The sequence below is a fragment of the Enterococcus gallinarum NBRC 100675 genome (assembly GCF_001544275.1).
In the GTDB taxonomy this organism is placed as follows: Bacteria; Bacillota; Bacilli; order Lactobacillales; family Enterococcaceae; genus Enterococcus_D; species Enterococcus_D gallinarum.
On the sequence record NZ_BCQE01000014.1, the window covers coordinates 23,029 to 49,944 of the forward strand.

A 26,916-nucleotide genomic window follows, 5' to 3' on the forward strand; every position below is an offset into this window, starting at 1 on the left:
GGGTAAATGAAAATAAAAAAAGAGTCGTTGTTTGAGTTGAAGAGTGTGGCACAGCCAGTAGCTGCTGGTGAGCGCATATTCTATCTTGAGAATACGGTCAATGAGGAAAAGAATTGCTATGAATCGGAGATATTCAGTGTTGATCGAGTGACAAAAGAATCTCAGGTATGGGGCAACCAATTAAAAAATAGTACCGAGCTAAAAGTTTCTCCCGATGAAAAATGGCTGAGCTTTCTATCCACAGAGAAAGAAACAGAAAAAAATCAACTAATGATTATGCCGTTAAACGGTGGACGAGCTTCTGTCTTAGTAGCAGAGCAGGGAATCAGCAATTATTTTTGGACAGACGATGCTACAGCGATCTATTATCAAGTCTCAGCAGATAAATCAAAAGAACGAGTGGATGACTCTGAAAAAAATCACGATACGTCTAAAGAAAAAGCTGCTGAAAAAGATTTTCCTAAAATAAAAATGACGACCAAATTAGGCTATCAAGCAGATGGTGCGGGCTTTTTATCTGAGAAAATCACGCGAGTAAAGAAAGTCTTATTAACGACGAAAGAATCAACAACTATTTTTGAAACAGATCTGGAAATCCATCTTGAAGCAATCATGGAAAAAGAGCAAGGCCTGCTCTATACCGCAGAGACGAAACCTGAACGAGAATGGCATTATGGAAGTATGCTGTATGCGTATGATCTGACAACGAATCAGCATCACTCATTTGAATCTGATCTGCCTGAAGGGACCTATTCTTTTGCTGCTTTATCTGGCAACCAATTGCTGCTTTTGGGGAATGACCTAACCTATGGATTTGTTACCCAGGAAGATCTTTATCTCATGGACCTTGAAACAAAGGAAGTAGTCAACCTCTCAAATGAACAAGACCTTGCCATCGGCAATACGATCATCGGTGATTTTCAACAAAAAAATCGTGGTGTTTCAGTAACCTGGATCAACAAACAGCAGTTTATTGTACCAGTGACTACTCATGGGAAATTGCAATTGTACCGTGTCGATACGAAAGGACAATGGACATTACTATTTGATCAATTAATGGATATCACGGATGCAGCAAAGATTGATGAAACCCACTTAGCAATCACTTATTCGACACCAACGATCCCAAGTCGACTAGCGGTGCTTGACTTAACTAGTGGCGAGCTAGAACTAGTAGCTGATCCGAATGAAGCTTTGATGAATGACCTGTCGATCAGTGAACCGCAGCGTTTTTGGTATGAGGGAGCAGATGGTTGGCAAATCCAAGGATGGTATCTTCCACCGATCGAGACGAGTCAAGGGCACCCTGCGATTTTATATATTCACGGTGGACCGCAAGTTTGCTATGGGGAGACTTTCTTTCACGAAATGCAAGTTCATGCAGCCAATGGTTACGGAGTGATTTTGCTGAATCCTCGCGGTGGGCAAGGCTATGGTCAGGAGTTTGTTCGCTCGATCCTAGGAGATTATGGCAATAAAGATTACCAAGACTTGCTCTTAGGCGTGGATGACGTGCTTAATCATCATCCAGAGATCGATCCCAAAAAAATTCATGTCGTTGGCGGTAGTTATGGGGGCTTTATGACCAATTGGATCGTAGGGCACACGGATCGTTTCTGCTCTGCCGTCACACAGCGGTCTATCTCCAATTGGATCAGTTTCTATGGAACCAGCGACATTGGACCATTTTTCGTAAAATATCAGTTGCTGCATGACCTAGATGAGTCTAAGACACTCTGGGAAATGTCACCATTAGCGTATGCAGATCATGTCAGCACACCAACGCTTGTTTTACATGGCGAAAATGATCTGCGTTGTCCGCAAGAACAGGGGCAACAATTTTATACGGCATTAAAACGAAATGACATTGACACGAAATTGATCCTTTTTCCGCATTCTAGTCACGGCCTTTCTCGCAGCGGGTTACCCAATTTACGCCTTGAACGGTTGTCGGCTATCACGGAATGGATGAAGATACACGAATAATAAAAAAACAAGATACCAATAAAGTGTTGGGTAATTACTAGGATGATTTTTAAGAAGTTGTTCTAAAATACCAGCTTGCGGGTATCTTTTTTTTTGTTAAATTAAAGTTTTCAAAGAGAGAAACAGCTATTTTTAGTTCTGGTATTTTATTAAATAGATTTTTTTTCAGAAACGATCAACGACTCATATGAAATATCTTTCATTTATAAAATAACAAAAATATAAAAAACTTCTTGAATCTTCTACTTTTCTATGATAAGGTTTAAAACGTAATCGTTACGTTTTGTTTTTAGAGAGATTTTTGGAAGGAGTTTGAGGATGCGAAATAATATTATATTGGAATGTGTAGAAACCAGAGAACGACTCTATCTGACTAGCAAAAATCAGTGCAACACACCCTATCGATTGGAATTAAAAAAATATTTACCAAAACTACGGCGAAAAGCAATTTTTCGCGAAATAAAGAAGTGAGTAAAGAATACAGATGAATCTTGAAGAGAGAAGTAGGACGATAAAGGAGGAAAAATGATTGGAAAAAACAGATCTGGCAAGTGCTTATCGCCGCTTGAAAAGTCCAAATATCAAGACTCGCAAGCGTGCGCTAAAAATTATCCATGAATACAAGCGGAACAAGAAAAAAATTAGCTAACGAAACTATTTTTCCAAGAAAGGAGTAAAAAATGGCAGTACCAGCTAGAAAAACTTCAAGGGCAAAGAAAAACCGGCGGCGGGGAAATCAACAATTGAAGAAGCCAGCCATCCATTTTGACAGAACCAGTGGGAATTATACACGAAGTCACCATGTGTCATTAAAGGAATATCTTTTGAAGAAACCGATCATAACGAAAGCAAATGGCTGAAAGGAAGTAGAGAATAATGATGATCCAATATCCATCATTGGTTGAAGAGGCCTATTGGTACCAAAAGAAAGTTGATCCGACAGTCACTAAAGCAGAAATTTTTCAGCTTTTATATCAAAAAGGATTGATTGGGCCAAAGGGTGAGCCAACCAAAGAAGCATTAGATTCAGGTTACGTAAAGGATTATACAGAGTCCATGGACCTGACATACACTGATTTCTTAATTCTCTATCCAGTATTTGCCAGATTTTCGGCTGACCATTTCAAAAAGATCGACCATTTCTGGGAAATGGATCGAACACTGCAAGAAAGGATTTTAGGTGAAGTAGAAACGAATCAGTTTACAGAGGATGAATTGATTGATTTATCGGCTTATTTTGAAGACCGTAGATTATCAGAACCAACTGTCGAATAGAAAGATCAATTGAAAAAAGCCTTTTTTTCAATTGAAGATATGCAAATACTTTAACGAAAAAAAGGTGTTGTTTTCCATCCGAAAAATAGCCCTTCCTACTTTTGTTTTTCTTTTGGAGATATTAAAACTGAGAAAAACAAAGCAAATCAATTTGGTTTTTAAATAGAAGTTGCTACAATAAGATTCAGGAGGGGAAGTACAATGAAAAAAATTGAAGATGTGAAAGAAACTGAGGTGCTTGCCAAAGCCTATATCGCTGTAAAAGGGTATCAAGACCAAATCAATGTTTCAGGGGATGAAGTAAGTTTTTCTGGAGAAGTCGACAGTGGTAAGCATGATGGGGCACCAAGCAAATTACCCGATACAGAAGATGAAATCAAACAAGCAATCGATCAAATGATTGAAACCATTAAAAAAGAAACGATTTAAGTAGCCACAGCTGACAATGATGCAAAAACAGGAAGCATCCATTGAAACGCATGATGAGCACAACCAATCATTTATGATTTTAATTGTATTCAATAAAAAGACATTGGCAAAATCAGGTGATTTTTGCCAATGTCTTTTTATTCAATTATTGAAATCAGCAAAGGACATAACTAGACGACTAGCTGTTTTAAAGAAAAAATAGTAAAAAAAGAAAGAGGTGATACGAATGAAGCCGCTAGATTCTTTTATTCGTTTATTAAAACCCTTCGATTACCTCCTCTTGGCTGCATTGATCGTAGGATCTTTTCTGCCATTCTTTTTCTCTGCACAGGCTGCGGAGAATACAGGTGATCGTTACGCGATCGTTCGAATCAACGGGCAAGAGGTTGACCGATTCAATCTCGAACAAATTGAATCATTGACAAAAACGTATGCTCCGTCTGGAAAACAATATAATATTATCGAAATAAATAACGGGAAAATACGCGTGAAAGAAGATAATAGTCCAGATCAGATTGCTGTTAAAACTGGCTGGATCTCTCAAAATGGACAAACCAGTATTTGTTTACCTCATAAATTAGTCATCGAGATCTATCAGGCAGGAAGCGATGACTATTATATTTACTGATTGAGACCGTCTGGATTGAATAGTATTTATCGTAGAAGCAGTTGAAAAGTGCTCTTGCCAGTTATTCTAAATAAGAGTCAGTTCTGCCTTTTTGAATGATCAGCAACTCGTCGTTGTTCTTCCGAAAAATAGTTGAATGTTTCGTCATTGTTTCCGGTAATATCGATGGTGCCTCTATTGATTTTAACGAGTGCACCATTGGCACCGCCTGATCCGGTATCGACCATGGGGTGCCACCCTTTATGAGGATCTTTTCCTCTTTCACGTAATTCAAAGTTCTTTTTTCTTAAAATCAGTTTTTTTGCTCTTTTTTCTTTTGGTGATTTTCAATGGAGTTTTTGATGATTTTCATGAGAATACGCCCTTTCACGGTGTGTTGTCGGCCTTTTGATTCTATATAGCTTGATTGTAATATTTTTTTGCTTTAAATACAATAAAACACCTTCTCAATTCAGTTGAGAAGGTGTTTTACTTTTTACGAATTGCATCAATAGATTTTTTTTGTAAAATATTTCAAAATCAGCGGGGAGATCAATGTGCTTAATAAGACAACGATCACTAACGGTGAATAAAGATCAGGTGTGATCAGGTTATTTTGTTGCCCGATTTGTAAAATGATCAGAGCCATTTCGCCGCGAGATATCATCCCTGCACCAACCATCCAAGCACTATTGTTGGAGAACTGAGCGATTTTTCCGCCAGCAAAGCCTCCGACAAGTTTAGTCAAAATAGCTACTACCGTAAAGGCTAAGATAAAGAGTAATTGCTCATTCAACAAAGAAAAGTCTACTTCTAAGCCGACACTAACAAAGAATACTGGAATAAACACTGCATATCCCAATGCTTCTACACTGTGTTCCACTTCTTCTTTGACTTTTGTTTGGCTAACAGCGATCCCGGCAAAGAAAGCACCAATCACAGAGCTCAAACCGACCAAGTCAGCAAGATAAGCCATACCTAAACAGATGATCAGAGACATGATGATGACTGAGGCGTTGGCAAAGAGCTTTTCTGCTAAAGAAAGTAAGAACGGCGCAATCCATTTAACAAGTAAGAAGATCAAAACAAAATAAATAAGTTCTACAAATAGTGTGACAGGCAAAGGGGTGCTTTGCGTACCAGAACCTCCCAAAAAGGAAAGGCTGAGGCTCAATACCAAAACGACCAAAATATCGTCGACGACTGAGGCGCCTAGAATCGTCGAACCCTCTTTGGTATTAACAACATTTAGTTCTTTGAGTACCTCAACAGAGATGCTGACAGAAGTTGCTGCTAGAACAATACCAAAAAAGAAAGCTTCCGTTCCGCTGCTTTGAAATCCGATACCTGTGAGATAACCGAATAACATCGGGAAAAGGATCCCCAAGATCGCTACAAACATTCCAGGGCGAAAATAGCGTTTCAGTAAAGAAATATCACTTTCTAAACCAGCTAAAAACATTAGCAAAATAACACCGATCTCAGAAAAATCGTGTACTAAAATGTCTGGATGTACCCAATTAAGTCCTGCACCTCCTAATAAAACACCAGCCAACAATTGCCCAATTACAGCAGGGACGCCAATCCGTCTTGCTATATGAGAGAAAAGAGTTGTTGTGAGGAGGATTAGGCATAAGATACCCACAAATTCCATTAAATTCATCCTTCTTTCTTTCAAATAATCATTTTTAGTATAGCATGTAACCAGCAATCTTGGTGTAAGTAAGCATTGTTTGCTGATTTTCAAGTTGAAAGAGAAGAAAAACTGAACAAAGACAGCAGAGGTTTCTTTTTATAACACTCTGCTGCCTGTCAAAAATGATTTTGTTTTAGTTTTTTTGTCAGTGGTCATTTAGCCAGGTATTTAAACGGGAAAAAACCATTTGGACTTGGTCATCATCTGTTTCTTTCAAGAAGTCATGAGGCAGGTCATAAACAGCTATAAATTTACTATCTGGAATTTTCTTTAATGCCTTACTATAGCGAAAAGGGACTTCTTCATCGGTACTGCTGGCTGTACTAAAAACAGGAGGGAAGAGTTGCAGCTCTTCCGCTGTGAGCGCATAATCCGTCAACGGATTGGAGGAAATGCCATATACCTCAGTCAATTTTTGTTGCTGAAGCGCATAAATATAAAAGAGATAACGTTGAAACTGGGGATCATCCCATACGTTCTCTGTTAATTCGATTTTTGGCAGAAGGGACTCAGACAATGGTGGATGAGTCGTCTGACGAGAAGTTTCAATGAAAGCTAAGTCTGTATAGCCATAAAAGTTAATTAGGCTTTCGGGCATTGGCAGTTTTTCAGCAAAAATTTTTTTCGTCAATGCCATCATCAAATACCCTCCCGCTGAACGACCGCAGATTCGATAAGGGCGCTCCTTGATTACTTTCGCTTTTAATTCCAAGAAATTCTCCCAGGTAGCGGCAATAATTTCAGAAAGTGAACTGTTAGGTGCCAACAAATAGTCCATAGATAGGATCGTATAGTTGTGTTCATGAAACAATTCGACCAATGGTTTGGGAATATCCTGCCGACTGCCGTAAACGAATCCGCCGCCATGCAAGTAAATCAGATAGCTCTCTTGCTCAGTGGAATCAGCAGGGTAAAGACTAACCGAGGCACCGGTAGATAGTAAAAAGTCTGTTTTCATTTATAAACGACTCCTTTTCTTTAATTCTAATAAATACGTACCGATTTCATAATTGACCAATTGGATAGGATTTGTCAAATCAATCTCCAGCAACTGCTCGATTTTGTTGAGACGATAGCGAATCGTTTTCGAATGCAGAAAAAGAGCCTCGGCAGTTTTCTTGTAATTGCGGTTGCTGATAAAAAAAGTATAGAAAGTAGTGAATAATTCCTCGTCTTCTTCTGACATTTGGTACAACTTTGGGGGAATGCTTTGCTGCAGTCGTTCCAGCTGATTTTCTTTGATAAAGGAGCTAAAGATCCCTAAATCACTGTAAGTTAAAATCGGTCCTAGATAGAACTGGCGGTTGAAGCGAATGGCATCGAGACATTGGGGCAAGATTTCCTTGATATGTTCTTTAGGGAAAACTTCGCTGACTGCTAAGCAAGCAGATTCTTCTGATAAGAGAGAGACTTCAAATTGTTTTTCCAAGTTCTTTTTACTGATCTCTTGAGTTAGTTGTTGAAAATTATATAGGACGACTAAATAATTATGATGCTCAAAAAACACATGGGCAGTTTTCAATGCCCGTAATTTGTGCAAGACAGCTATTTTTCTTTGCTTATCCTTAAAGGTATTGGAGGCAAAAGCAATTCCTTGGTAATAATCATAACGATCTAATTGTGCCTCTTGCAGCAATGCAGCTAATTCTTCGGAATTATTCGGTGTACTCTGCAAAATGGCTTCGGCAAGATTGTTCATCCGATTATAGCGCTCTTTTTTTAGAAGATATTCCATTTGCAGCCGTTCATAGATGACGTCTACTACGTTCTCGATGATCATGACTTTTGCTTCGGGGATCTGGGAATCCTTTTGATAAACGATCAATGTACATAAATCATTGAAGGGATTGATGATATCCACTTTGATTGCAGTGACATACTGATTGTTCTCATGAGAAAAAAGTTCAAGATATTCATAATGATTTTTTGTGAATTCAATGGTTTTCATTGGTTCACTTTTTGTGACCACATAATTCTTAAAGGATTGACCGATCGCAACTTGTACATCCAAATGCGGAATGCGCAATGAACAAGGTTTTTCGATCAACTGAAAAAATTCTTGCATGATCTGCTCAAAGGACGAATGATTGCGTTCGACCTTCATGAAACGCTGACGGACCTCATAGTAGGTCCGCAAGAGATGTGTTTGGTGATTCAAAAGCGGTTCATAAACCGCCAACATAATGGCTTCGTAACTAACATCTTGCTGTACTTTGATCAATGGGATCTGATAATCAAAACTAAGCCCAATGATCCATTCAGGAATCATTGGAATCAGGCGATCGACTTTGACGACTAACCCACTGACCCCAATCTGCTGCATCTTTTCAAAAAAAACACGCAACTGATTCATAGAAAGATCCGTGAAGGCATAGAATGAAGTCAAGATCAACTGATCTTTCTTACTCCATTTTTCGATGTCGATGGCTTCAAGCACCATGACAGAGGCCACCGGATTTGTTAAACCAATCGTGCCAGTCAGTGTCTTGCTATTTTTGAAAAGTGGCAGCTCAATCAATTCTTTTAATTGCATAAGATTCTCCTTTTTCCCCTTTTGGATAAAAAGTATAGCATTTTTTTAGACTTTTATCCAATGAAAACGCAAACAAGTCGCGTTAGAATAAAAATATAAGAAAAGGAGGAGAACAAATGTTAAACACAGTGATCTTAAAGAACAACTATCAAGATTCGATCAATCTCATGTTGTTGACGAATACGATCAATGATCTTGATGGCGTGACAATGAGTCAGATCATGATGGGGACAGATGCAAACAAAGATATTTTAAATAACACTGGCTTGCTGACGTCTGAAGCAGAAGCTGCTTCACCAAATGACATGATGATCGTTGTCGACAGTGAAGACGAGCAAATCATGGAGGAAGTTTTACCGGCGATCGATGCCTTTCTAGCCGATCTTTCCGCTAAAGGTGACGACAAGGAGAAACCTGCTGCAGCTTCTTGGCAAGAAGCACTGACTGCTTTGCCGGATGCCAATGTGGCTTTGTTCAGTATCCCGGGAGAATACGGCGCAGCTGAGATGGAAAAGGCTTTGAAGAATGGTCTGCATGTTTTTTCTTTTACGGACAATGTAGCTATTGAAGATGAAGTTCGCTTAAAGAAATTAGCGCATGAAAAAGGATTATTAATGATGGGACCAGACTGTGGGACAGGAATCATCTCTAGTATCCCGATTGCCTTCACCAATGTGGTTTCACCTGGAAATATTGGTGTAGTTGGTGCATCAGGGACAGGGATCCAAGAAGTCACAACGATCATCGATCGTCTAGGTGGCGGGGTAGTACATGCAATCGGAACTGGTGGACGTGACCTCAGTGATAAGGTGGGAGCCATCACTGTGAAAGATGCGATCGTCGCTCTGGAAAATCATGAACCAACTGATGTGATTTGTGTCATTTCGAAGCCACCTGCAAAAGAAGTGCGGGATGAAGTCGTTCAATTGCTGCAAAGCATCAGCAAGCCAGTCGTTGCTATTTTCTTAGGAGAAAAACCTGAAGCCCATGAAGGAAAAGTTTACTTGGCACACACATTGGAAGAAACTGCACAAATCGCTGTTGATTTGGCAAATGAAGAAGCAGTCAAACGGAATTATTTTACAAAATTGGAAAAACCAAACGTATCCGTTTTAGAAAAAGACAAAGTTGTTAAAGGCCTTTATTCTGGTGGCACACTAGCTGCTGAAGCTGGCATGTTGATTTCGGAAGCGTTGAACTTAGAAGGTTTAGTCAAGCAAGAAGGGTATATCTTGCATTCTCACGGATACGATGTGATCGATCTAGGCGATGATATTTATACTCAAGGAAAACCTCATCCAATGATCGATCCAGAGGTACGGATTCAAAAAATAGAAGAGTATGCAGAGGATGAACAAACAGGAATTATTTTGTTTGACGTGGTTTTAGGTTACGGTGCCCATGAAGATATGGTCGGGGCATTGCTACCTGCCATCGAAGCAGCACAAACAACAGCAAAAACAGCTGGGCGTGATCTTTATTTCGTGGCTACAGTCTGCGGAACTACGAAAGATCCACAAAATTATCAAGATGCAGTCGATCGCTTGAAAGCCGCGGGGGTTTATGTAGCAGAAAGCAACGCTAAAGCTGTTCAATTAGCACTCTTGTTAAAAGGTGTCGAAATGTCAGAAGCAGATAAAGCGGTGGAAGACTACAAGGGGACAACGATTGATGTCCCAACTGTTAGTGAGAAAGTGATGGAATTATTGACGACAAAACCGCGAATCATCAATGTCGGTTTGCAAAGCTTTAATGAATCGATCTTGCAATATGGTGGACAAACGGAGCAATTTAACTGGCGTCCTAGAGCGAGCGGCAATAAAAAAATGATTCGCATTCTGGATGCACTGGAAGATTTTGAGGATCAAATTGCAGCGGACAACCAAGAAGTGACAGACAAAATCAAGAATGCGCAACCTTTCTTGATCGATGTGGTACCTGCTAAAACAGTCATTGCTGAACTAAATGAGCAGCAAAAAACGTTATTGCATGCTGGACCTCCAATCGAGTGGTCAGAAATGACTGGACCGATGCAAGGTTCTTGTATTGGCGCGGCGTTATTTGAACGGTGGGCAACGAATGAAGAAGAAGCACGTCGATTGTTGGAAAGCGGAGAAGTTCGTTTCATGCCTTGTCATCATGTACAAGCTGTTGGCCCGATGGGTGGAATCACTTCTGCAAACATGCCTGTCTTTGTGGTTGAAAATCGTCTGACAGGAAATCGTGCTTACTGTATTTTGAACGAGGGCATCGGTAAAGTGTTACGTTTTGGTGCTTATTCCCAAGAAGTCATTGATCGCTTGGATTGGATCAAAGATGTTTTAGGACCAACGATCGCTAAAGCATTGCAGTTAACAGAAGAAGGCATCAATTTGAATGTCTTGATCGCGCGTTCGATCACGATGGGGGATGAATTCCACCAACGAAACATTGCGGCCTCATTGAACTTCTTGAAAGAGATTTCGCCACTAATCATTCAAACAGATATTCCGGAAGATCAAAAGTACGAAGTTATCAAGTTCTTAGCAGATACTGATCAATTCTTCTTGAACATCATGATGGCTACCGGTAAGGCCATAGTTGACGGTGCTCGTTCAGAAACAAAAGGGACAGTGGTGACAACGATGACTCGGAACGGTGTCAATTTTGGGATTCGTATCGCAGAAACAGAGGACGAATGGCACATTGCCCCGGTCAATACGCCAAAAGGTCTGTACTTTACCGGCTTTACTGAAGCAGACGGTAATCCTGATATCGGAGACAGCGCCATTACGGAAACAGTCGGTGTTGGGGCAATGGCAATGGTTGCTGCACCAGGCGTAACACGTTTTGTCGGTGCTGGAGGTTTTGAAGATGCCTTGGAAACATCGAATGAAATGGCAAAAATTTGTCTGGGACACAATTCGACATTTTCGATCCCAACATGGGACTTCCAAGGAACATGTTTAGGAATCGACATTCGAAAAGTAGTCGAAACAGGTATCACACCAGTGATCAATACTGGAATCGCCCACAAAGAAGCTGGAGTAGGACAAGTTGGTGCGGGAACGGTTAGAGCACCTCTAGGCTGTTTTGAAAATGCTCTAACAGCTTATGCGAAGAAACTAGGGATCAACGTTGACTGAAAAAATCATTGCTAGTGATTACCTGTTTCCGATCCAGCAATTTGGAGGAATGGGGAAAATCCATAGTGTATTTGATCGTTCATTTAATATTCAAGTCAATGAACAGTTGATCAACATCAATAATTACCGCAGCTATCTGGCAGGATTTGGGATGTATTTACCTGAAGAACAGTTTCGGGCAATCATGCCTTATGTGGAGCCGGGAAATTTAGTCAAGATACGTAGTCATGGTTTGACATTTTATAGTACCAAAGGAACGATTGTTTTGCCTTTGACAGATGTTGCTTTTGTTTCGCTGCAAGTGAAGGATCTTACCTTCACTGCAGCGGAGCGAAACAGCTTAAAAGAAATACTGATCCAGCAAAATTTAGTAGAAAAAATTGGACTTCCTTTAGAAAAACGAGCCCTAGAAATTTTTGAAGCGTTGCGGCATCCCGAGCCAGATTGGCAGCAAGTGACTGCTTATCTAATTGGTCGAGGGAAGGGATTGACACCTAGCGGAGATGATTTATTAGTTGCTTACCAAGCAATGCTTTATGCCTTTGACCAACCAGCTGAGAAGTTAGCAACTGCTCTAGCGGTTCCTTTGTCTACTACTGATGTCAGTAAAGCCTATATTTCCGCCTCTATCAAAGGTTATGTCAATTCATTGATCTATCGATTATTGACTGATTTGAAAAGCCAAGATCAGCAGCTGATCGAAAAAGATGTAAAGGATGTCATGAAAATCGGCCATTCATCGGGCATTGATCTGTGTTTTGGCATGCTGCTAGCATTGGAATCAATCACTTTAGAATAGAAAAGAGGAGAAATCATGGAATCTATCAACCAGCGACCAGCTGAAAAAGTAAGTAACAATTATTGGAAAAAAGTTGTTGCCATTTTCTTTGTGGGTTGGATCTTAATGTATGCCACAAGGACGATCTTTAATCCAATCATGGGTGTGATCGGAGAACAATTCAATTTAAGCAATACGCAACTAGGTCTAGCAAATAGTATCTTCTTCTTGACCTATGCCATCGCCCAAATTCCTTTTGGGATCGTTGGGGACAAAATCGGACGAAAGCTAGTCATTGCCATTGGTTTTGTACTGCTGGCCGTGACCACGTATTTCAGTGGATTAGCTACGAGTTTTGTCTTGTTCTTAGTAATTCGCGCACTTGCTGGTATCGGTCAAGGTGCGTATTATGGGCCTCAATACGCGCTATCAACAGAAGCGATTCCAGATAACAAACGAACCGTTGGGAATGCGATTATCAACAGCGGAATGGCTTTTGGTACTTCTGGCGGGTATCTATTGTCAAGTAAACTTGTTTTGGATAATGGCGATCATTGGAGCAAACCATTCTTTATCATGGCAATCCCAACATTGATTCTCGGTATCCTGTTTTACACGGTATTGAAAGAGAAAGTCATCCGTCCTGAAGATGAAGAAAAAGTGGTTAAAGAAGAAGGTCCAAAAGAAAAAATCTCTCTTAAACAAATTTTTTCTAATCGTAATTTAGTTGCTGCCTTTATCTTATGTTTTACTAGCATTTATGCAAATTTCGTTATCATTACATGGTTACCACAATTTTTGATTGCAGAACGTGGATTTGAAGGAGCAAGTGTTGGATTTATTGCTTCTCTCGTCCCATGGGCTTCCATTCCTGGTGCCTTGATTTTTGCTCGGTTGAACGACAAAACAGGAGCAACGAAAAAATTGGTGTATTTCTTGGTACCCCTTGCGACACTTTCAGTTTTTGCGATTGCCTTTGTTACAGACCGCACGATATTGATCGCCGTGTTGATTTTGTATGGATTGACGGGCAAGCTTGCTCTTGATCCAATCGTGGTGACATTTGTAACGAAAAATGCACCAGCCGGAGCGTTAGGCACGACACTTAGTGCCTACAACTTCATCGGAATGTCTGGTTCGATCCTCGCACCATATGTCACTGGATTTTTAGCAGATTCATTAGGATCAATGCAAGTTGGTTTTTACTTATCGTGTGTGTTGCTGCTGATCGGATTAGGAATATTTGCCGTATTAGCGAAGGAAAATGAGAAGGAGACAGTAAAATGAGTTTAAATGTGATCGCACTAGGCGGAAATGCCATTTTGGATAAAGACCCTAGTGATAGTGGACAAAAAGCGGTAGTTGCTCAAGCAGCCAAATATATTGCTGATTTTGTTGAAAAAGGAGAACAAGTGATTTTGTGTCATGGAAATGGCCCACAAGTCGGTAATTTGCTGCTTCAGCAAAAAGCTGGTGAAAGCGAAAAAAATCCACAGCTGAAATTGGATACCTGTGTTGCGATGACACAAGGAAGTATCGGCTATTGGTTGCAACATGCACTAACCAATGAATTTGCCCAACGAGGTGTGCCGCAGTCTGTGATTTCTTTAGTCACACAAGTCAGAGTGGATAAAAACGATCCTTCTTTCCAGAAACCATCGAAACCGATTGGTCCTTTTTATGATAAAGAAGAAGCGGAAGCAGCGATGGCTAAAACCGGGGGTGTTTATCAAGAAGATGCCGGACGGGGCTACCGAAAAGTAGTTCCTTCTCCGATGCCACAAGAAATCGTAGAAAAAGACGTGATCAAGACCCTAGTCGATGCTGGGGTAATCACGATTTGTGCTGGAGGTGGTGGGGTACCTGTTTATCAAGAAAATCAGCACTATGTTGGCGTGGAAGCAGTCAATGACAAAGATTTTGCAGCCAAGGTTTTGGCAGACAATGTCCAAGCAGATCGTCTGATTATTTTAACGGGTGTTGATAATATCTACATTAACTACAATCAACCAGACCAACAAGCTCTCAAAGAAATCACTGTCGATCAAGCAGAACAGTACATTGAAGAAGGACACTTTGCTGCTGGCAGTATGTTACCGAAGATCCAGGCAGCCATCGGCTTTGTAAACGAGGATGCGTCAAGGACAGCGATCATTACCTCGATTGAAAATTTAGCTGTACTTGATCAACAGGTAGGGACTATACTCCGCAAATAAAGAGGGGATCAAGGTGAAAATAAAAAAAATACCAATGGTCACACAAATCGTTATTGCTGTTTTGCTGGGGATCGTTTTTGGATTGCTGTTTTCACAAGCGGGCGTTCACTTAAAAATCGTTGGCGATATTTTTCTACGGCTCATGCAAATGGCAATACCGGTATTGATCTTAGGGCAAATCATTCAGGCTGTGGGGGGCATTGCCCCCAAAGAATTGACACGGTTAGGTGGGAAAACAATCGCGGTCTTCGGGATTTCCTCCTTACTTGCTGCGGCTTGGGGTGTCGCAATGGCAGTTTTCTTTACCCCTGGTAAAGGGATCGATTTTTCACAAACCGTTGCTGACACTGTCCAAGCGCAAGAAATCTCACCATCGGAGACGCTGATCAATTTTATTCCTACCAATATTTTCGATGCCTTGTCAAAAGGATCGATCATTCAGATCATCGTTTTTGCCCTGTTTTTTGGGATTGCTTTAAATCGTTTTTTGCAAAAGAATCCACAGTCGCAATTATTAACGATCATTGTTGACTTCAATGAAGTCGTGCTGACGATCATCCGCTATGTCATGATTTTAGCGCCCATCGGGATCTTTGCACTGATTGCTTCAACAATCAGTTCTTTGGGGTTACAGATCATTTTACCTCTAGGAAAGTATCTTCTAATCTATGGGTTAGCCACACTGACGTTTCTTGCCTTATGGATTGTTGCTTTGATGATCTATTGTCGCGTGAATCCATGGCGCTTGATCCAAAATATGAAAAATATGACCATTATGGCATTAGCGACTACCTCGTCTGCCATCACATTACCGGTCGCTATGGAAGAAGCTCAACATAAGCTAGGATTAAGCAGCCGTATCACAAATCTAGTCTTACCACTAGGAATGTCTTTAAATAGTAATGGTTCTGCGATGCATATGGCGATCACAGTGATGACGATTGCCCAGATGTATCAAATGCCTTTTGATTTGATCCAAATGATTACAGTGGCTGTCACTGCAACATTCGTGTCCTTGGCGAATGCGGTTGTTCCAGGAGCTGGCCTCGTTTCACTGGCGATTGTTGTCCCTCAATTAGGACTCCCAATCGAGAGTATCGCGATTTTTGCTGGTGTAGAATGGTTTGTCGGCATGCTGCGAACGATTTTGAATGTCAATTCAGATGTTTATTCTGCTATGATCATTGCGAAATCGGCGGATGAATTGGACTATCAGACATTTAATCAATAAGAGAAAGGAGAAGTCGCTGTTGTCACTATCAGGTACTTCTCCTTTATTGTTAAAGGAGGATTCACGATGGAAGAACTAGTCACTCTTTCTATTACTCAATTGGAAGAATTGATGAAGAAAAAACTGATCGCTGCTGGATTGCCGCAAGAAGCTGCCAGCGAAACGGCGAAACATTTAGCTATTGCAGATGCAACAGGTGTCCATTCCCACGGTGCTGTACGCATGGACTATTATGCAGAACGGATCGCTAAAGGCGGAATCACACTGGCGCCTAAATTATCTTTTGAGAAAACCGGTCCTGCTACAGGGATTTTTCATGGCGACAATGGTATGGGACAATACGTCTGTAATGAAGCGATGAAGATTGCGATCCATCTTGCCAAAGAAGCTGGAATTGCCTATGTCGGTGTCGAACAAACCAGTCATAGTGGTACTATGGCTTATTATGTCAAAAAAGCGGCAGAAGAAGAGTTGATCGCATTAGCGATGTGTCAATCAGATCCAATGGCAGTTCCCTTTGGCGGTACCCGCAATTACTTTGGCACGAACCCAATTGCATTTGCTGCGCCACGAGCGGGACATGAGCCCATTGTTTTTGATATGGCTACCACCGTTCAAGCGTGGGGCAAAATACTCGATGCCCGAGCCAAAAATCAGCCGATCCCAGAGAATTGGGCAGTGGACGAGACAGGACAACCAACCACAGACCCTACGGCCGTTAAAGGATTATTACCGATCGCTGGCGCCAAGGGCTATGGCTTGATGATGATGGTGGATATTTTAGCCGGTTCACTGTTAGGACTGCCTTTCGGAAAACATGTATCTTCTATGTATGCCGATCTCACTGAAAAAAGACGCCTAGGACAAATGTTTCTAGTCATTGATCCCAAACGCTTTACGGATCTTTCGGCATTTAAAGAACAGATGGATCAAATGGTAAATGAATTACATGAAATTCCGCCTGTAGAAGGACAATCAACGGTCTATTATCCAGGCGAGGTCAGTCAACTACAGTTTGAGAAAGCAAAGCAAGATGGCGTACAGATTCCGCGTTCCATCTACGAGTACTTGATCAGTGAAACCATCCACCAGAACAAGTATGGAGGGCAAGATGCATTTGCGAAGTAGGTGCTGAGGAGTCTATATCCGTTTTAAGAAGCAAGCCAAAAAGAATTTATAAAAATGAACCACGTTTTCGATCCGATCCCTTTGTCCAAGGATCGGATTATTTGCATTTTCATTGAACAATGCGGCTTTTTTGAAGTAAATATCATGATCCCTTTTCTTAATTTCTTAAGAAGTGAAAAAGCATCTTGTGAGAAAAGAAACTTTTCATTATACTTCAAGTAATTGAAAACAAAAGGTGGGTTTTCCCCGTGAAAGAGCATAAAAAAATAGCAGCAATTCGGGTAGCGTTAGCTGTCGGTTTGACACTGATTGTGATTGGACTAGTCATCTGGTTCGTCATTGGCTTTTCTGTAGGACGAGTGGTCAGTTCGAGTGGTTCAAAATCATCAACTGTAGAGACTTCTCAAGTAAACCAATCCGCTATCAAAGAACAGCCCGTTACTTATTTTAATCAATTTCTGCCCTTTGAAAGCGAATTTAACTATGATCCGAATACACAAGGATTTAATTTATTTTATGATTTGATGCGCTATTTTTCTTCTGTGAAGGTGCAAGAAGATGTACGGATCGACTCTTACAGTGTGAGTGGCGCAACCTATCAAGATGGACTGCTGACGGTAAAATTTACTGTGTGGCCCAAGTCGATCAATCGAGAGACGATGACATCTTATTGGGGAAAAGTTTCCGATGACGGTTCTGTGCGGGATATTTGTTGGCAAGTTAAGGTTGCTACGACTGCTCAAGGGGATAAAGCAATCACGAATGTAGATGCGGGAGATCTAAGTACGATCACCGATAAGAACAATCAAATGACAACCTCAAAGGAAACGAATCAGACGATTGCGTATAAAACAGAAATTGGTAAGAGCCAATTGAAATTAACTTATGATAGTTGGAAACATCAAATCATTCTGCCCTATCCGTTAGATGATTTTTTTGGCGGCGAGTATAGTGGCGACAAACAAGCGCTGATCGCTGGCAGCTATATTTTGACTCCTGAACGGACTGGATTTATCCGAACGGAATATGCTAGTGAGGGCAGTCCAACTCAAAATGTCTATTATACTTATACGGAAAATCAAGGAAATACGTGGAAGAATGTTGCTCTGGCAGAGCAGACAGCAGCTATACGTTTTCGCAAATTGACATTTGGCCAAGACGGTTTTGGTTACATTTTCTTATCTGGTGGCCGCGTAATGGGGCAGGAAGGTTATCTCTCATATGTGACCCAAGATGGTGGCAAGACTTGGCATGAAAAGCAAGTGGCTAAGGGAATCAGCCAACTCTTGACGGACGCGTGCTATCTCAACGAGAATGTTGGCTTTATGAGTTTCGGCGGAGTAACGCCAACAGAACCAAGCCTCTATGTGACGACAGACGGAGGAAACACATGGCTGGAAGCTGCTTTTGAAATGCCTGATGAATGGAAGAAGGTTTTCGTGGTTGCTGAAGCACCTTATCTAGAAGATGGAAAGTTGAAAATCATGGTCAATCAAGGTCCCATGGGGGATTACAAAGGTGGTACAGTCAAAGGCGTATTTACCTCAGAGGACAATGGCATGACGTGGACGTATGTCTCTGAAATAGATTCAACGACTGATGAAGGCTAAGCTCGATTAAATTTTGTTTAAAAGTCAGCGACAAAAACTGTAGAAGATCACTATAGAAGTTCTCAAAAGAATTGCAAGAAATTTTTTTTGTGATAGACTATGGCTAATCTTGCATGAGTGCGAGTCTAAATAAAATGTAGAGTGAGGGAGTAACGTGGCAACGAACAAGGTGATCCTTACTGGGAAAATCAATGAGATGCCCAGTCGAGAACAACTGGCTTCTGCAGCAGCAAATAATACGTGTGTACGGTTTAATTTAGCAGTCGCTGCACAGTGGCAAACAAGCGAACAGTTGCAAACAGAATGGTTTGCTTGTGTGATCAATGGCAAGCAAGCAGAAACTTTTTTGCGGTATACTCAGAAAGGTGCAAGTGTTAAAATCAATGGACATTTGCATATGTGTCCTTTTGAAACCAAGGAAGGACAATCTGTCTATGGTGCCGAAGTTGTAGTAGATAGTTTCCAATTGCTGGAATTGCCGCCAGAATGTCTACAGGAAACCGTCGAATCGATCGCTCAACCTGCAGTCTCACCTAATCCTCGTCAGGAAGCTTCTGATACGGATACATTGAAAAATCAAGTATTGGAATTTTTGAAGGATGAACATTTTATTTAAGCTCTAAAAGGATGATGCCCATTTTTTCATCTTCTGAACTGGTATCGGACATCCTATTTCAAAAAAAGTGTGGCAAAAAAGAGACGGAAATGACCTTCATAAGCCTGCTCAAACGAGTAATGGTTCGTCGATTATTAAAATAGTGAATAACAAAGTGTTGAAAAACGAAACTTTTTTAAGAAAAGACTTCCCATGCAGGAAGTCTTTTTTTGGGGAGCAGATTTCTTTGTGGGCGGATTATGAAAAACTTTTTTTTGTGCCAAATAATGGCGTCCTTTGTCTTGACAGACTAAGGATTATCAAGACAAAAGAGAAAAAAGAACAAGAAGAATTCTTTCAGAATAGGAAAAGAATAAAGGGTCTTTTTTTATCATCAAGTGATGAAAAGGACTATAAGAAAGTCAATCATTTTTAAAAAAAATTAATAAAAATTCTTGCAAATTCTCATAGTTATCTGTAAAGTGTTACTTGTAGTCAGCAAATAAAAAAAGAAGGAGGGATTACGATGCAAAACGTTACAGCAAAATTCGCAAACAACAAAATAGTAGTTAATCCCTTATTCGGTAATCCGTTAGTACACAGATAGTGTCGATATTTTTTGACGTTATGCTCTGTCCTTTTTCCGAAAGGGCAGAGCTTTTTTGTGTACTTTTTTAGATTGAGAGGGAAGAAAATGAAATATATTTTACAACAATTAACGACGTATTTTAAAGCGCATAAATTGCGTTATGCAATCGTATTTATTTTTATGGTTATTGCCAGCGGGATGTATGTGGCACCGATCTATATTTTGCGCTTATTCATTGATGCACTGATTCAAGATGATTTTACGATGGCAATTTTGATTCGCTATGTCAGCTTGTTTGCCGGTGCGATACTTTTAGGCTATATTGCAGAATTTATTTGGACATTTAATTTATTTATCGGATCATACGATTTGCAAAAGCAATTGCGTCAGCAATTGATGAAGCATTTCTTGAACATGGGGGCTCCCTTTTATCATCGGTTTCGAACGGGAGACTTAATGACTCGTTCTAGTGACGATGTTCAAGTCATGGGAATGACCGTAGGCTATGGGTTGATGGTTTTCTTGAATACGAGTCTCTATTTGAGTTTTATCGTTGCCATGATGGCGATTACAGTCTCTTGGGTATTGACAATCATTGCACTGATTCCTATGCCTCTCTTGGCATACTACATTTTCAAATGGGGTTCGCAAGTAGATAAAGCCTTTACAGAAGCACAAAACTCTGTTTCCGAGATGAATAGTGAAGTGTTGGAGATCATCGATGGTATCCGAGTGGTACGAGCATTCGGCTTAGAAGCAGCAACGACGCAGCAATTTCAGCAAAAAACAACAGAGACTCGTGAAAAAAACGACATCGTTTCCGAGATTGATTCCCGTTTTGGGCCGCTGATTACAATCATTTTGGCGATTAGTTTTGTGATGAGTTTTGGGATCGGGGCTTTCCTAGTAGCCAACCAACAAATCACTATTGGTGCGATGCTATCTTTCCAAGTCTATTTAACGATGGTGGTTTGGCCGATGATTTCAGCAGGAGATCTGGTAAATGTGATGCAGCAAGGAGCTGCTTCTTGGCGTCGGATCAATGAAGTATTGCAGACTGGCGATCAGCTAGAATCTGCAGGACAACAACTTGTACCGACGATCCAAACAATTGAATTCTCTCGGTACAGTTTCAAATATCCGAATACGGAACGATTTGTCTTACAAGATGTTGATCTGACTATTACCAAAGGAGAAGTGGTGGGGATCGTCGGCAAAACAGGTAGTGGTAAGACTTCCTTGCTACGTCAGTTCGGACATCGGTACCCGTATTCAAATCAAATGCCATTGATCAATGGGCAGCCTTTGACTGCTTTTCAGACAGAAGAGATTCGTCGTCACTTTGCGGAAGTTCCGCAAGAGCATACGTTGTTTTCACGAACGATTCGAGAAAACCTATTGTTCGGGGATCCAGACGCATCCGAAGAACGCTTATGGCAAGCGTTATCACTCGCATGTTTCGCTGAAGACATCAAACGGATGCCAGAATGTCTTGAAACATTAGTCGGTGAAAAGGGAGTTTCTTTATCAGGGGGGCAAAAGCAACGTTTGTCGTTAGCACGGGCCTTTCTGCGAAGGAGTGATGTACTGTTGCTGGATGATGCTTTGTCAGCTGTCGATGCAAAAACAGAGCAAACGATCATCGCAAACCTTAAAGAAATGACAGATGCACCGACTTCGATCATCGTGACCCACCGCTTATCCGCCATTACGGACGCCGACCAAGTGATCGTTTTGGAAGATGGGCATGTTATCCAAAGAGGGACCCATCAGGAGCTGATCGCAGTTCCTGGATGGTACCAAGAGCAATATTATCATCAACAGTTAAAGGAGGACGATCAAGATGTTCTCAACGATTAAGCGCCTGCTGTCTTATGTAGGCTATTACAAAAAACAATTTTCGATCGGTGCAGTGTTGTTATTGCTAGGTGCTGCACTGGAATTGACATCACCGCTGATTGCCAAACGGTTGATTGACGGCGTCATGACTCCATCGGTTGAGACAGGGAATTTGAATATCCTTTTCTTGATCCAATTGTTAGCGGGTTACTTGCTGATCAATTTGATTGGCTCGCTCTTTCGTTATATCAGCTTGCTGCAGTTGCGTAAAATGTCAAACCGCATTGTGAAGAAAATGCGGGACCAGCTTTTTGACCATATGCATCAATTGCCCGTTTCTTATTTTGATCAGATTCCTGCTGGGAAAGTAGTCGCGCGAATCACGAATGACACGGAAGTTTTGCGCTCCAATTTCTATGTGATCGTCATCAGTAATTTGATGAGCAATATCATTCAAATCATTGGGGCTTTCTTGGCACTCTTTTTCCTGAATCATACTCTAGGATTGGCTATGCTTATTCTGATTCCGATTCTGGGTATTTGGCAACATGTTTATACGAAGTATGCTTCCCGTTATAATATTGCCATGCGGGAATATATTTCTCAAATCAGTGGTCAGTTAAATGAATTTGTTCAAGGAATGGCAGTTATTCAGGCCTTTCAGAGAGAAGGCCAACTGCAGAAAGAATTCAATGAGACCGTCGAGAAATGGTTTCAGACAGGCCGAAAGTATCTGTTATTGGATTCGAGTATTGCCTGGGGATTGGGCAATCTTTTACGGAATTCAACGATCCTGATTCTGATCACGACATTATCGGCATTCTTCTTGGATGGCCGGCTCGCTATCTCCGCAGGTTTGCTTTATGCCTTTATTGATTATATCAATCGACTCTATGACCCAATTGAAGGTCTGGTCCAAACGATCACCAATGTTCAGCAATCGCTAGCTGCCGGCAAACGAGTCTTTGAGTTTGCTGATCAGCCAATTGAAAAACAGCAAGAAGCAGCCATCGCTATCAAGGAAGGAAATGTTTCTTTCAATCAAGTAACCTTTGGGTATGATCCAGAGCAAGCTGTTTTACATGAGATCGATTTTCAAGTATCTGCAGGTGAAACAGTCGCATTAGTAGGGCATACAGGATCTGGGAAATCCAGTATCTTGAACTTACTGTTCCGTTTTTATGACCCTCAAGCAGGGACTATCACGATCGATGATCAAGTGATCGAAGCATTTGACCGTCACAGCGTTCGTCGTTCGATGGCAATCGTGATGCAAGATCCCTATCTGTTTACAGGAACGATTGCCAGTAATATCGGTATGAATGATCCGTCAATCACAGAAGAGATGATCCTATCCGCATTAGAACAAGTTGGTGCCGGTTACCTGCTGACGCGTTATCCGAAAGGTATCCATCACCCCGTCGTAGAAAAAGGCAATGAGTTTTCCAGTGGCGAACGTCAATTGATCAGCTTTGCTCGTGCTTTGGTATTTGATCCAAAAATCTTGATTCTAGATGAAGCAACGAGTCACGTTGATACCGAAACGGAGTCGATCATTCAAAAAGCAATGACAGTCTTGCAAAAAGGACGGACCACTTTTATGATCGCTCACCGCTTATCAACGATTAAGCAAGCAGAGCAAATCCTAGTTTTAGATCAAGGTAGAATCGTTGAACGGGGCAATCATGCCAGTCTGGTACAAGCTGGGGGAATCTATCAGCAAATGTACCAAATGCAGTCAGAGCAACTCTGATTCATCAAGGATAAGACTCACTTTTTTAATAAGATAGAAGAAGCGTCAAGCCTAGGAATTTCCTTGTTTGCTTGACGCTTTTTTAGAACAGTCTTTACTAACCGCTAATCGGTCAATGGCTGGATGTCACTGAGTTTGGCTACGCCGTAGTTGCCCCCTTCTAAAAGTTCGACAGTCGCTGTATTACTCAGTAAGCGAATGATCTTGATCTTTTGTAAGGTAGGTTGTCCGATTACTTTCGCTAAATAGAATTTACTTGTACAAAGTTCTTCTTTTTTCATAAGCTTCACCTTCTTTTTTAGAGTTATACCATAGAAGTCCTTTTACAAGGAAGGCGTTTCACAAAACATTCAAACTTTTTTCGTAATTTGACAATAGCTGTCTTTATCCTATCCTCTTAATTCAAGACTTACCTACACAGAAAGAGGGGAAAGAGGAGAAAGAGGAAAAGGACAGCTAACGTTTGTAAAAAGAAAAAATCTGCCGTAGAATGAGAAAAAATAGGCGAAATGAGATGATTGTATGAAAGTTCTTTTAGTGGGACATACCGGAACATTAGGGAAAATTTTGCTGGCTGGTTTACAAGACAAATCTGTTGAGGTTATCACGGCGAGTCGAAGTGCAGGGGACTACCGCGTGGAGATTGCTGATCCGGAAAGTATTCGGACGCTGTTTGCAGAGATCGGTACTGTAGATGCTATTATTTCCGCAGCGGGTAGTACCGTCTTCAAACCTTTTGCGGAGTTGACACCGGAAGAAAATCAGCGCTCCATTGACAGCAAGCTGCAAGGCCAAGTCAATCTAGTGTTGATCGGACAGCATTATTTAACGGAGGGCGGCAGTATCACGTTGACCTCAGGCATCATTCAAGACGAGTTTATTCCGATGGGTACTTCTTCGGCGCTGGTGAATGGCGCAATCGGTGCTTTTGTTGCTTCAGCGGCGTTAGAAATTGGTCGTGGCATTCGTATCAATGCGGTCAGTCCGAATGCGTTGGCAGGCTCTTGGGAGACCTATGCTCCCTCATTCCAAGGATTTCTGCCTGTCGCGGATGAAAAAGTTTTTGCTGCCTATGAAAAATCAGTTTTTGGTATCATGACAGGACGGACCTTTACTGTTTATTAAAGCCGTCACTCGCGAAAAAAACGCCGTCAGAAGAAGCAAATTCTTCTGGCGGCGTTTTGGTTTACGAAACAGGTTGTGGGTGAATATCAGGCATCGTTTGGAGTAGATAGTTTCTTGCGAAAGTCACATCCGTGATCCAAGGCAAAACATCTGCCTTCGACAACAAAACAGGCATCCGATCATGAATTGGTGCAATCGTTGCATTGGGCTTGGTCGTCAGAATAATGGATTCATCTTCCGAACCGCTGGCAGTAGAATGGTTCCGATAGAAACCAGCAAGGTAGAGGGGCTCCGAGGAGTCAAAGAGAAACTTGTGCTTATCGCTATCCCACTCATAAAAGCCAGACATTGGAAAGGCACAGCGATTTTCCAGAAATGGCTTCTTGAAAGTACGTTTTTCTTCTACGGTTTCTGCTCGGGCATTGATTAAAAGTTGGCCTTTTTTGAAACCAGTAAAGCCCCAATGGGTTAGGATCGGTACGATTTGCTGCGAATCATCGGCAATCAGCGTGACGACTTGGTTGGAAGGGAAAACTTCATCAACAGCGATTTTTTTGTTTTGTTCTTTGGCTATCGTGACTAGTTCTTGATAATAATCAGACAGCTCCCCTGTCCTTGGATCAAATAAATATCTCCCACACATGGTGTTTCCTCCTTTTTAGCAATGCTGTGAATTCCGACTGGTCCACAGATTCAATTTATCAGCAAAAGAGATAGGCGTATAGCAAAATGCTTAGCCGCCATCCTATTTTGGTCGAACTGCTTTGCCTTGAGGTTCGTTTGAGATACCATCCATTCCACCGGCATGTCCACCAACGAGATTCGCCCGTGCAATCGCTCGTCCGCCTTCCAGTTTGCTGGCAGCATGAACGATCGAAGTAAATCCATATTTGGCGCGAATTTTATCGATCAGTAAATCAAGCTTTCGCTGTTTTAGTTGTTCTTCCGGATCTTGGAACAAATCGAGCTGAACGCTTTGGGTAAAAACCAGTCTCGAATAAGTGATCCCCACATGACGTACCACTTGTCCTGTGTAGTATTTGCGAAATAAGAACAGTGCGTGAGCAATCAATAGTTTGGTGTTATCTGTCGCAGGGATTTTCATTTGGTGGGCAAAGCCCTTCTGTGTCTCTCCAAAAGCTGTTCCAATATAGAGATGGATACATTGTGTTTGGCAGCCTTCACGACGGATTCGGGCGGCGACTTGTTCTGCCATTTCTTTGATAACTAATTCGATCTCGCTCTGCAAGTAATAATTTCGATTTAAGACTTGATTATTGCCATAACTTTTTTCCATTGTTTTTGGGGCCGGTTCCGCTAAAATCGTTCGATCGATCCCGTTGGCATGGTGGTATAATTGTTCCCCAATGATACCCATACGGCTGCGCAAAAAATCTGGATCGGCATGAGCCAATGCTTTGATCGATTCGATCCCTAACTGAGTCAATCGTTTTTGGGTTCGAGAACCAATCCCCCAAAAATCAGTCATCCGCGAAATTCCCCATACTTTACTTTCCACATCTTGATACGTCCATTCGGCAATGAAGGTGGGATTTTTCTTTGCTTCGGTATCGAGGGCCAATTTTGCAAGAAGAGGATTATCACCGATCCCGACAGTTACCCGCAGTCCGGTCGCTTTGAAGACATGGGCTTTGATTTTTTCTGCCATTTTGTGCCGCTTCTCGCTTCTAGAAAGAGAAGGATCAGGAAAAAATAAATGTAACGTTTGCGTCACATCCATCAGCGACTCATCAATTGAATAGAGTAAGAGGTCTTCGTCCGCCACATAGTTCCGATAAACGTTGTTGACTTTCAAATTTTCTTTGATATATAGATTCATGCGAGGAGAAACTTTATATAGATCCGGATGGTTGGGCAAGTTGTCAGCACGAGTGACATTGGTGATCCCCAGAACAGTTTTCGCCATTGGCGAAGCTGCTAAGACTAACCCGTTTCCTGTGTTATCTGAATGAGACATGACTACGAGCAGGGCGGTCAAAGGATCTAGCCCTCTCTGGACACATTCGACAGATGCATAGAAAGATTTTACATCAATGAACAAAATATCCCGTAACGGTTCTTCTTCATAATTAAATCTCCCCATCAAAAACGCCTCCCTAGTTGTATAATACAAACATATGTTCTCTTTTGTAAAGCGAACACACCTTAAAATTTTTGGTTTTTGTAAAATAATCGCGACAATTAAAAACAGCTGCAACAAAAAAAAGCCCTTGAGAAGGGCTTTAATGAGATAAAAGCAGAACAGAAGCTGGCGCTAATAGTCACGCGATGAGCTATCCTGTAATTTTTTCATTGCGGAAAAACAAGAGGGAATTTCCGTGACAAACTAAAATGAGTTTCGGCTAATGACGACAAACAATAGCTGGTTTTTTATTGTACT

25 protein-coding genes are annotated in these 26,916 nt (G+C 41.3%); 18 read left to right on the top strand and 7 right to left on the bottom strand.

Annotated elements, in window-relative coordinates:
- Positions 1 to 6 precede the first annotated feature (6 nt).
- The 7 genes from EG2_RS09300 to EG2_RS09325 all read left to right on the top strand — a co-directional run bounded on the left by EG2_RS09300 (position 7) and on the right by EG2_RS09325 (position 4,318).
- The gene (locus EG2_RS09300; protein WP_060814482.1) at positions 7 to 1,986 is read left to right on the top strand and encodes a S9 family peptidase; all 1,980 of its coding nucleotides are present in this window, start codon (positions 7 to 9) and stop codon (positions 1,984 to 1,986) included.
- A gap of 318 nt (positions 1,987 to 2,304) precedes the next feature.
- The gene (gene rpmG, locus EG2_RS18375) at positions 2,305 to 2,457 is read left to right on the top strand and encodes a 50S ribosomal protein L33 (protein ID WP_071870140.1); all 153 of its coding nucleotides are present in this window, start codon (positions 2,305 to 2,307) and stop codon (positions 2,455 to 2,457) included.
- Positions 2,458 to 2,515: 58 nt separating this feature from the next.
- Positions 2,516 to 2,635 (top strand): putative metal homeostasis protein, encoded by a 120-nt coding sequence (locus tag EG2_RS18825; RefSeq protein WP_021150266.1) that lies wholly within the window; start codon positions 2,516 to 2,518, stop codon positions 2,633 to 2,635.
- Between the two features lie 31 nt (positions 2,636 to 2,666).
- A complete protein-coding gene (gene rpmF / locus EG2_RS09305; RefSeq protein WP_060814483.1) occupies positions 2,667 to 2,846 on the top strand; it encodes a 50S ribosomal protein L32 in 180 nt (59 codons plus the stop codon).
- Positions 2,847 to 2,862: 16 nt separating this feature from the next.
- Entirely contained in the window at positions 2,863 to 3,261 is a 399-nt protein-coding gene (locus tag EG2_RS09310; protein WP_060814484.1) for a hypothetical protein, read from the top strand.
- 201 nt (positions 3,262 to 3,462) lie between these two features.
- Positions 3,463 to 3,690 carry a hypothetical protein gene (locus EG2_RS09315; RefSeq protein ID WP_060814485.1) on the top strand — a complete coding sequence of 76 codons (228 nt, stop codon included), beginning with the start codon at positions 3,463 to 3,465 and terminating at the stop codon, positions 3,688 to 3,690.
- Between the two features lie 226 nt (positions 3,691 to 3,916).
- Positions 3,917 to 4,318, top strand: coding sequence for a NusG domain II-containing protein (locus EG2_RS09325; protein WP_060814487.1), 402 nt, complete (start codon positions 3,917 to 3,919; stop codon positions 4,316 to 4,318).
- A gap of 77 nt (positions 4,319 to 4,395) precedes the next feature.
- On the opposite strand, the gene EG2_RS19580 is transcribed toward EG2_RS09325, so the two are convergent.
- From EG2_RS19580 to EG2_RS09345, 4 genes are all read right to left on the bottom strand, one after another.
- Complete coding sequence (locus EG2_RS19580; protein ID WP_249024294.1) at positions 4,396 to 4,545, bottom strand: hypothetical protein; 150 nt, start codon at positions 4,543 to 4,545, stop codon at positions 4,396 to 4,398.
- Positions 4,546 to 4,805: 260 nt separating this feature from the next.
- Complete coding sequence (locus tag EG2_RS09335; protein WP_060814489.1) at positions 4,806 to 5,951, bottom strand: cation:proton antiporter; 1,146 nt, start codon at positions 5,949 to 5,951, stop codon at positions 4,806 to 4,808.
- A 187-nt stretch (positions 5,952 to 6,138) separates the two neighbouring features.
- Positions 6,139 to 6,951 carry an alpha/beta hydrolase fold domain-containing protein gene (locus EG2_RS09340; RefSeq protein WP_060814490.1) on the bottom strand — a complete coding sequence of 271 codons (813 nt, stop codon included), beginning with the start codon at positions 6,949 to 6,951 and terminating at the stop codon, positions 6,139 to 6,141.
- Positions 6,952 to 8,526 carry a PucR family transcriptional regulator gene (locus tag EG2_RS09345; RefSeq protein ID WP_060814491.1) on the bottom strand — a complete coding sequence of 525 codons (1,575 nt, stop codon included), beginning with the start codon at positions 8,524 to 8,526 and terminating at the stop codon, positions 6,952 to 6,954.
- Between the two features lie 116 nt (positions 8,527 to 8,642).
- Here EG2_RS09345 and fdrA point away from each other — a divergent pair, with 116 nt between their 5' ends.
- The 10 genes from fdrA to EG2_RS09405 all read left to right on the top strand — a co-directional run bounded on the left by fdrA (position 8,643) and on the right by EG2_RS09405 (position 23,390).
- Positions 8,643 to 11,651 (top strand): bifunctional FdrA/YlbE family protein, encoded by a 3,009-nt coding sequence (gene fdrA / locus EG2_RS18380; protein ID WP_071870139.1) that lies wholly within the window; start codon positions 8,643 to 8,645, stop codon positions 11,649 to 11,651.
- Entirely contained in the window at positions 11,644 to 12,450 is an 807-nt protein-coding gene (locus EG2_RS09360; RefSeq protein WP_082709544.1) for an oxamate carbamoyltransferase subunit AllH family protein, read from the top strand. The genes fdrA and EG2_RS09360 overlap by 8 nt, the downstream gene beginning before the upstream one ends.
- A 15-nt stretch (positions 12,451 to 12,465) precedes the next feature.
- Positions 12,466 to 13,716: an MFS transporter gene (locus tag EG2_RS09365; protein ID WP_060814492.1), complete on the top strand. Its 1,251-nt coding sequence runs from the start codon at positions 12,466 to 12,468 to the stop codon at positions 13,714 to 13,716.
- Entirely contained in the window at positions 13,713 to 14,645 is a 933-nt protein-coding gene (gene arcC / locus EG2_RS09370; RefSeq protein ID WP_060814493.1) for a carbamate kinase, read from the top strand. The genes EG2_RS09365 and arcC overlap by 4 nt, the downstream gene beginning before the upstream one ends.
- A gap of 13 nt (positions 14,646 to 14,658) precedes the next feature.
- Positions 14,659 to 15,876 (top strand): dicarboxylate/amino acid:cation symporter, encoded by a 1,218-nt coding sequence (locus tag EG2_RS09375; RefSeq protein ID WP_082709545.1) that lies wholly within the window; start codon positions 14,659 to 14,661, stop codon positions 15,874 to 15,876.
- A 66-nt stretch (positions 15,877 to 15,942) separates the two neighbouring features.
- A complete protein-coding gene (gene allD / locus EG2_RS09380; RefSeq protein WP_060814494.1) occupies positions 15,943 to 17,004 on the top strand; it encodes an ureidoglycolate dehydrogenase in 1,062 nt (353 codons plus the stop codon).
- A 248-nt stretch (positions 17,005 to 17,252) separates the two neighbouring features.
- A complete protein-coding gene (locus EG2_RS09385; protein ID WP_060814495.1) occupies positions 17,253 to 18,614 on the top strand; it encodes a WD40/YVTN/BNR-like repeat-containing protein in 1,362 nt (453 codons plus the stop codon).
- 154 nt (positions 18,615 to 18,768) lie between these two features.
- A complete protein-coding gene (locus tag EG2_RS09390; protein ID WP_060814496.1) occupies positions 18,769 to 19,230 on the top strand; it encodes a single-stranded DNA-binding protein in 462 nt (153 codons plus the stop codon).
- Between the two features lie 673 nt (positions 19,231 to 19,903).
- Positions 19,904 to 21,658 carry an ABC transporter ATP-binding protein gene (locus EG2_RS09400; protein ID WP_060814498.1) on the top strand — a complete coding sequence of 585 codons (1,755 nt, stop codon included), beginning with the start codon at positions 19,904 to 19,906 and terminating at the stop codon, positions 21,656 to 21,658.
- Positions 21,642 to 23,390 (top strand): ABC transporter ATP-binding protein, encoded by a 1,749-nt coding sequence (locus EG2_RS09405; protein ID WP_060814499.1) that lies wholly within the window; start codon positions 21,642 to 21,644, stop codon positions 23,388 to 23,390. The genes EG2_RS09400 and EG2_RS09405 overlap by 17 nt, the downstream gene beginning before the upstream one ends.
- Positions 23,391 to 23,494: 104 nt before the next feature.
- On the opposite strand, the gene EG2_RS19140 is transcribed toward EG2_RS09405, so the two are convergent.
- Positions 23,495 to 23,671 carry a hypothetical protein gene (locus EG2_RS19140; RefSeq protein WP_167757172.1) on the bottom strand — a complete coding sequence of 59 codons (177 nt, stop codon included), beginning with the start codon at positions 23,669 to 23,671 and terminating at the stop codon, positions 23,495 to 23,497.
- A 241-nt stretch (positions 23,672 to 23,912) separates the two neighbouring features.
- On the opposite strand from EG2_RS19140, the gene EG2_RS09410 reads away from it, so the two are divergent.
- Entirely contained in the window at positions 23,913 to 24,515 is a 603-nt protein-coding gene (locus EG2_RS09410; RefSeq protein ID WP_060814500.1) for a short chain dehydrogenase, read from the top strand.
- Between the two features lie 61 nt (positions 24,516 to 24,576).
- On the opposite strand, the gene EG2_RS09415 is transcribed toward EG2_RS09410, so the two are convergent.
- Positions 24,577 to 25,158 carry an SOS response-associated peptidase gene (locus EG2_RS09415; protein WP_060814501.1) on the bottom strand — a complete coding sequence of 194 codons (582 nt, stop codon included), beginning with the start codon at positions 25,156 to 25,158 and terminating at the stop codon, positions 24,577 to 24,579.
- A gap of 102 nt (positions 25,159 to 25,260) precedes the next feature.
- Positions 25,261 to 26,619 (bottom strand): Y-family DNA polymerase, encoded by a 1,359-nt coding sequence (locus EG2_RS09420; RefSeq protein WP_060814502.1) that lies wholly within the window; start codon positions 26,617 to 26,619, stop codon positions 25,261 to 25,263.
- Between the last annotated feature and the right edge of the window lie 297 nt (positions 26,620 to 26,916).

Coding starts and splice junctions, on each gene's coding strand:
- EG2_RS19140 (WP_167757172.1), bottom strand. CDS start 23,671: ATGAAAAAAGAAGAACTTTGTACAAGTAAATTCTATTTAGCGAAAGTA.
- rpmG (WP_071870140.1), top strand. CDS start 2,305: ATGCGAAATAATATTATATTGGAATGTGTAGAAACCAGAGAACGACTC.
- EG2_RS09420 (WP_060814502.1), bottom strand. CDS start 26,619: ATGGGGAGATTTAATTATGAAGAAGAACCGTTACGGGATATTTTGTTC.
- EG2_RS09310 (WP_060814484.1), top strand. CDS start 2,863: ATGATGATCCAATATCCATCATTGGTTGAAGAGGCCTATTGGTACCAA.
- rpmF (WP_060814483.1), top strand. CDS start 2,667: ATGGCAGTACCAGCTAGAAAAACTTCAAGGGCAAAGAAAAACCGGCGG.
- EG2_RS09410 (WP_060814500.1), top strand. CDS start 23,913: ATGAAAGTTCTTTTAGTGGGACATACCGGAACATTAGGGAAAATTTTG.
- arcC (WP_060814493.1), top strand. CDS start 13,713: ATGAGTTTAAATGTGATCGCACTAGGCGGAAATGCCATTTTGGATAAA.
- EG2_RS09315 (WP_060814485.1), top strand. CDS start 3,463: ATGAAAAAAATTGAAGATGTGAAAGAAACTGAGGTGCTTGCCAAAGCC.
- EG2_RS09335 (WP_060814489.1), bottom strand. CDS start 5,951: ATGGAATTTGTGGGTATCTTATGCCTAATCCTCCTCACAACAACTCTT.
- EG2_RS09365 (WP_060814492.1), top strand. CDS start 12,466: ATGGAATCTATCAACCAGCGACCAGCTGAAAAAGTAAGTAACAATTAT.
- EG2_RS09340 (WP_060814490.1), bottom strand. CDS start 6,951: ATGAAAACAGACTTTTTACTATCTACCGGTGCCTCGGTTAGTCTTTAC.
- allD (WP_060814494.1), top strand. CDS start 15,943: ATGGAAGAACTAGTCACTCTTTCTATTACTCAATTGGAAGAATTGATG.
- EG2_RS09400 (WP_060814498.1), top strand. CDS start 19,904: ATGAAATATATTTTACAACAATTAACGACGTATTTTAAAGCGCATAAA.
- EG2_RS09415 (WP_060814501.1), bottom strand. CDS start 25,158: ATGTGTGGGAGATATTTATTTGATCCAAGGACAGGGGAGCTGTCTGAT.
- EG2_RS09325 (WP_060814487.1), top strand. CDS start 3,917: ATGAAGCCGCTAGATTCTTTTATTCGTTTATTAAAACCCTTCGATTAC.
- EG2_RS19580 (WP_249024294.1), bottom strand. CDS start 4,545: ATGGTCGATACCGGATCAGGCGGTGCCAATGGTGCACTCGTTAAAATC.
- EG2_RS09300 (WP_060814482.1), top strand. CDS start 7: ATGAAAATAAAAAAAGAGTCGTTGTTTGAGTTGAAGAGTGTGGCACAG.
- fdrA (WP_071870139.1), top strand. CDS start 8,643: ATGTTAAACACAGTGATCTTAAAGAACAACTATCAAGATTCGATCAAT.
- EG2_RS09345 (WP_060814491.1), bottom strand. CDS start 8,526: ATGCAATTAAAAGAATTGATTGAGCTGCCACTTTTCAAAAATAGCAAG.
- EG2_RS09405 (WP_060814499.1), top strand. CDS start 21,642: ATGTTCTCAACGATTAAGCGCCTGCTGTCTTATGTAGGCTATTACAAA.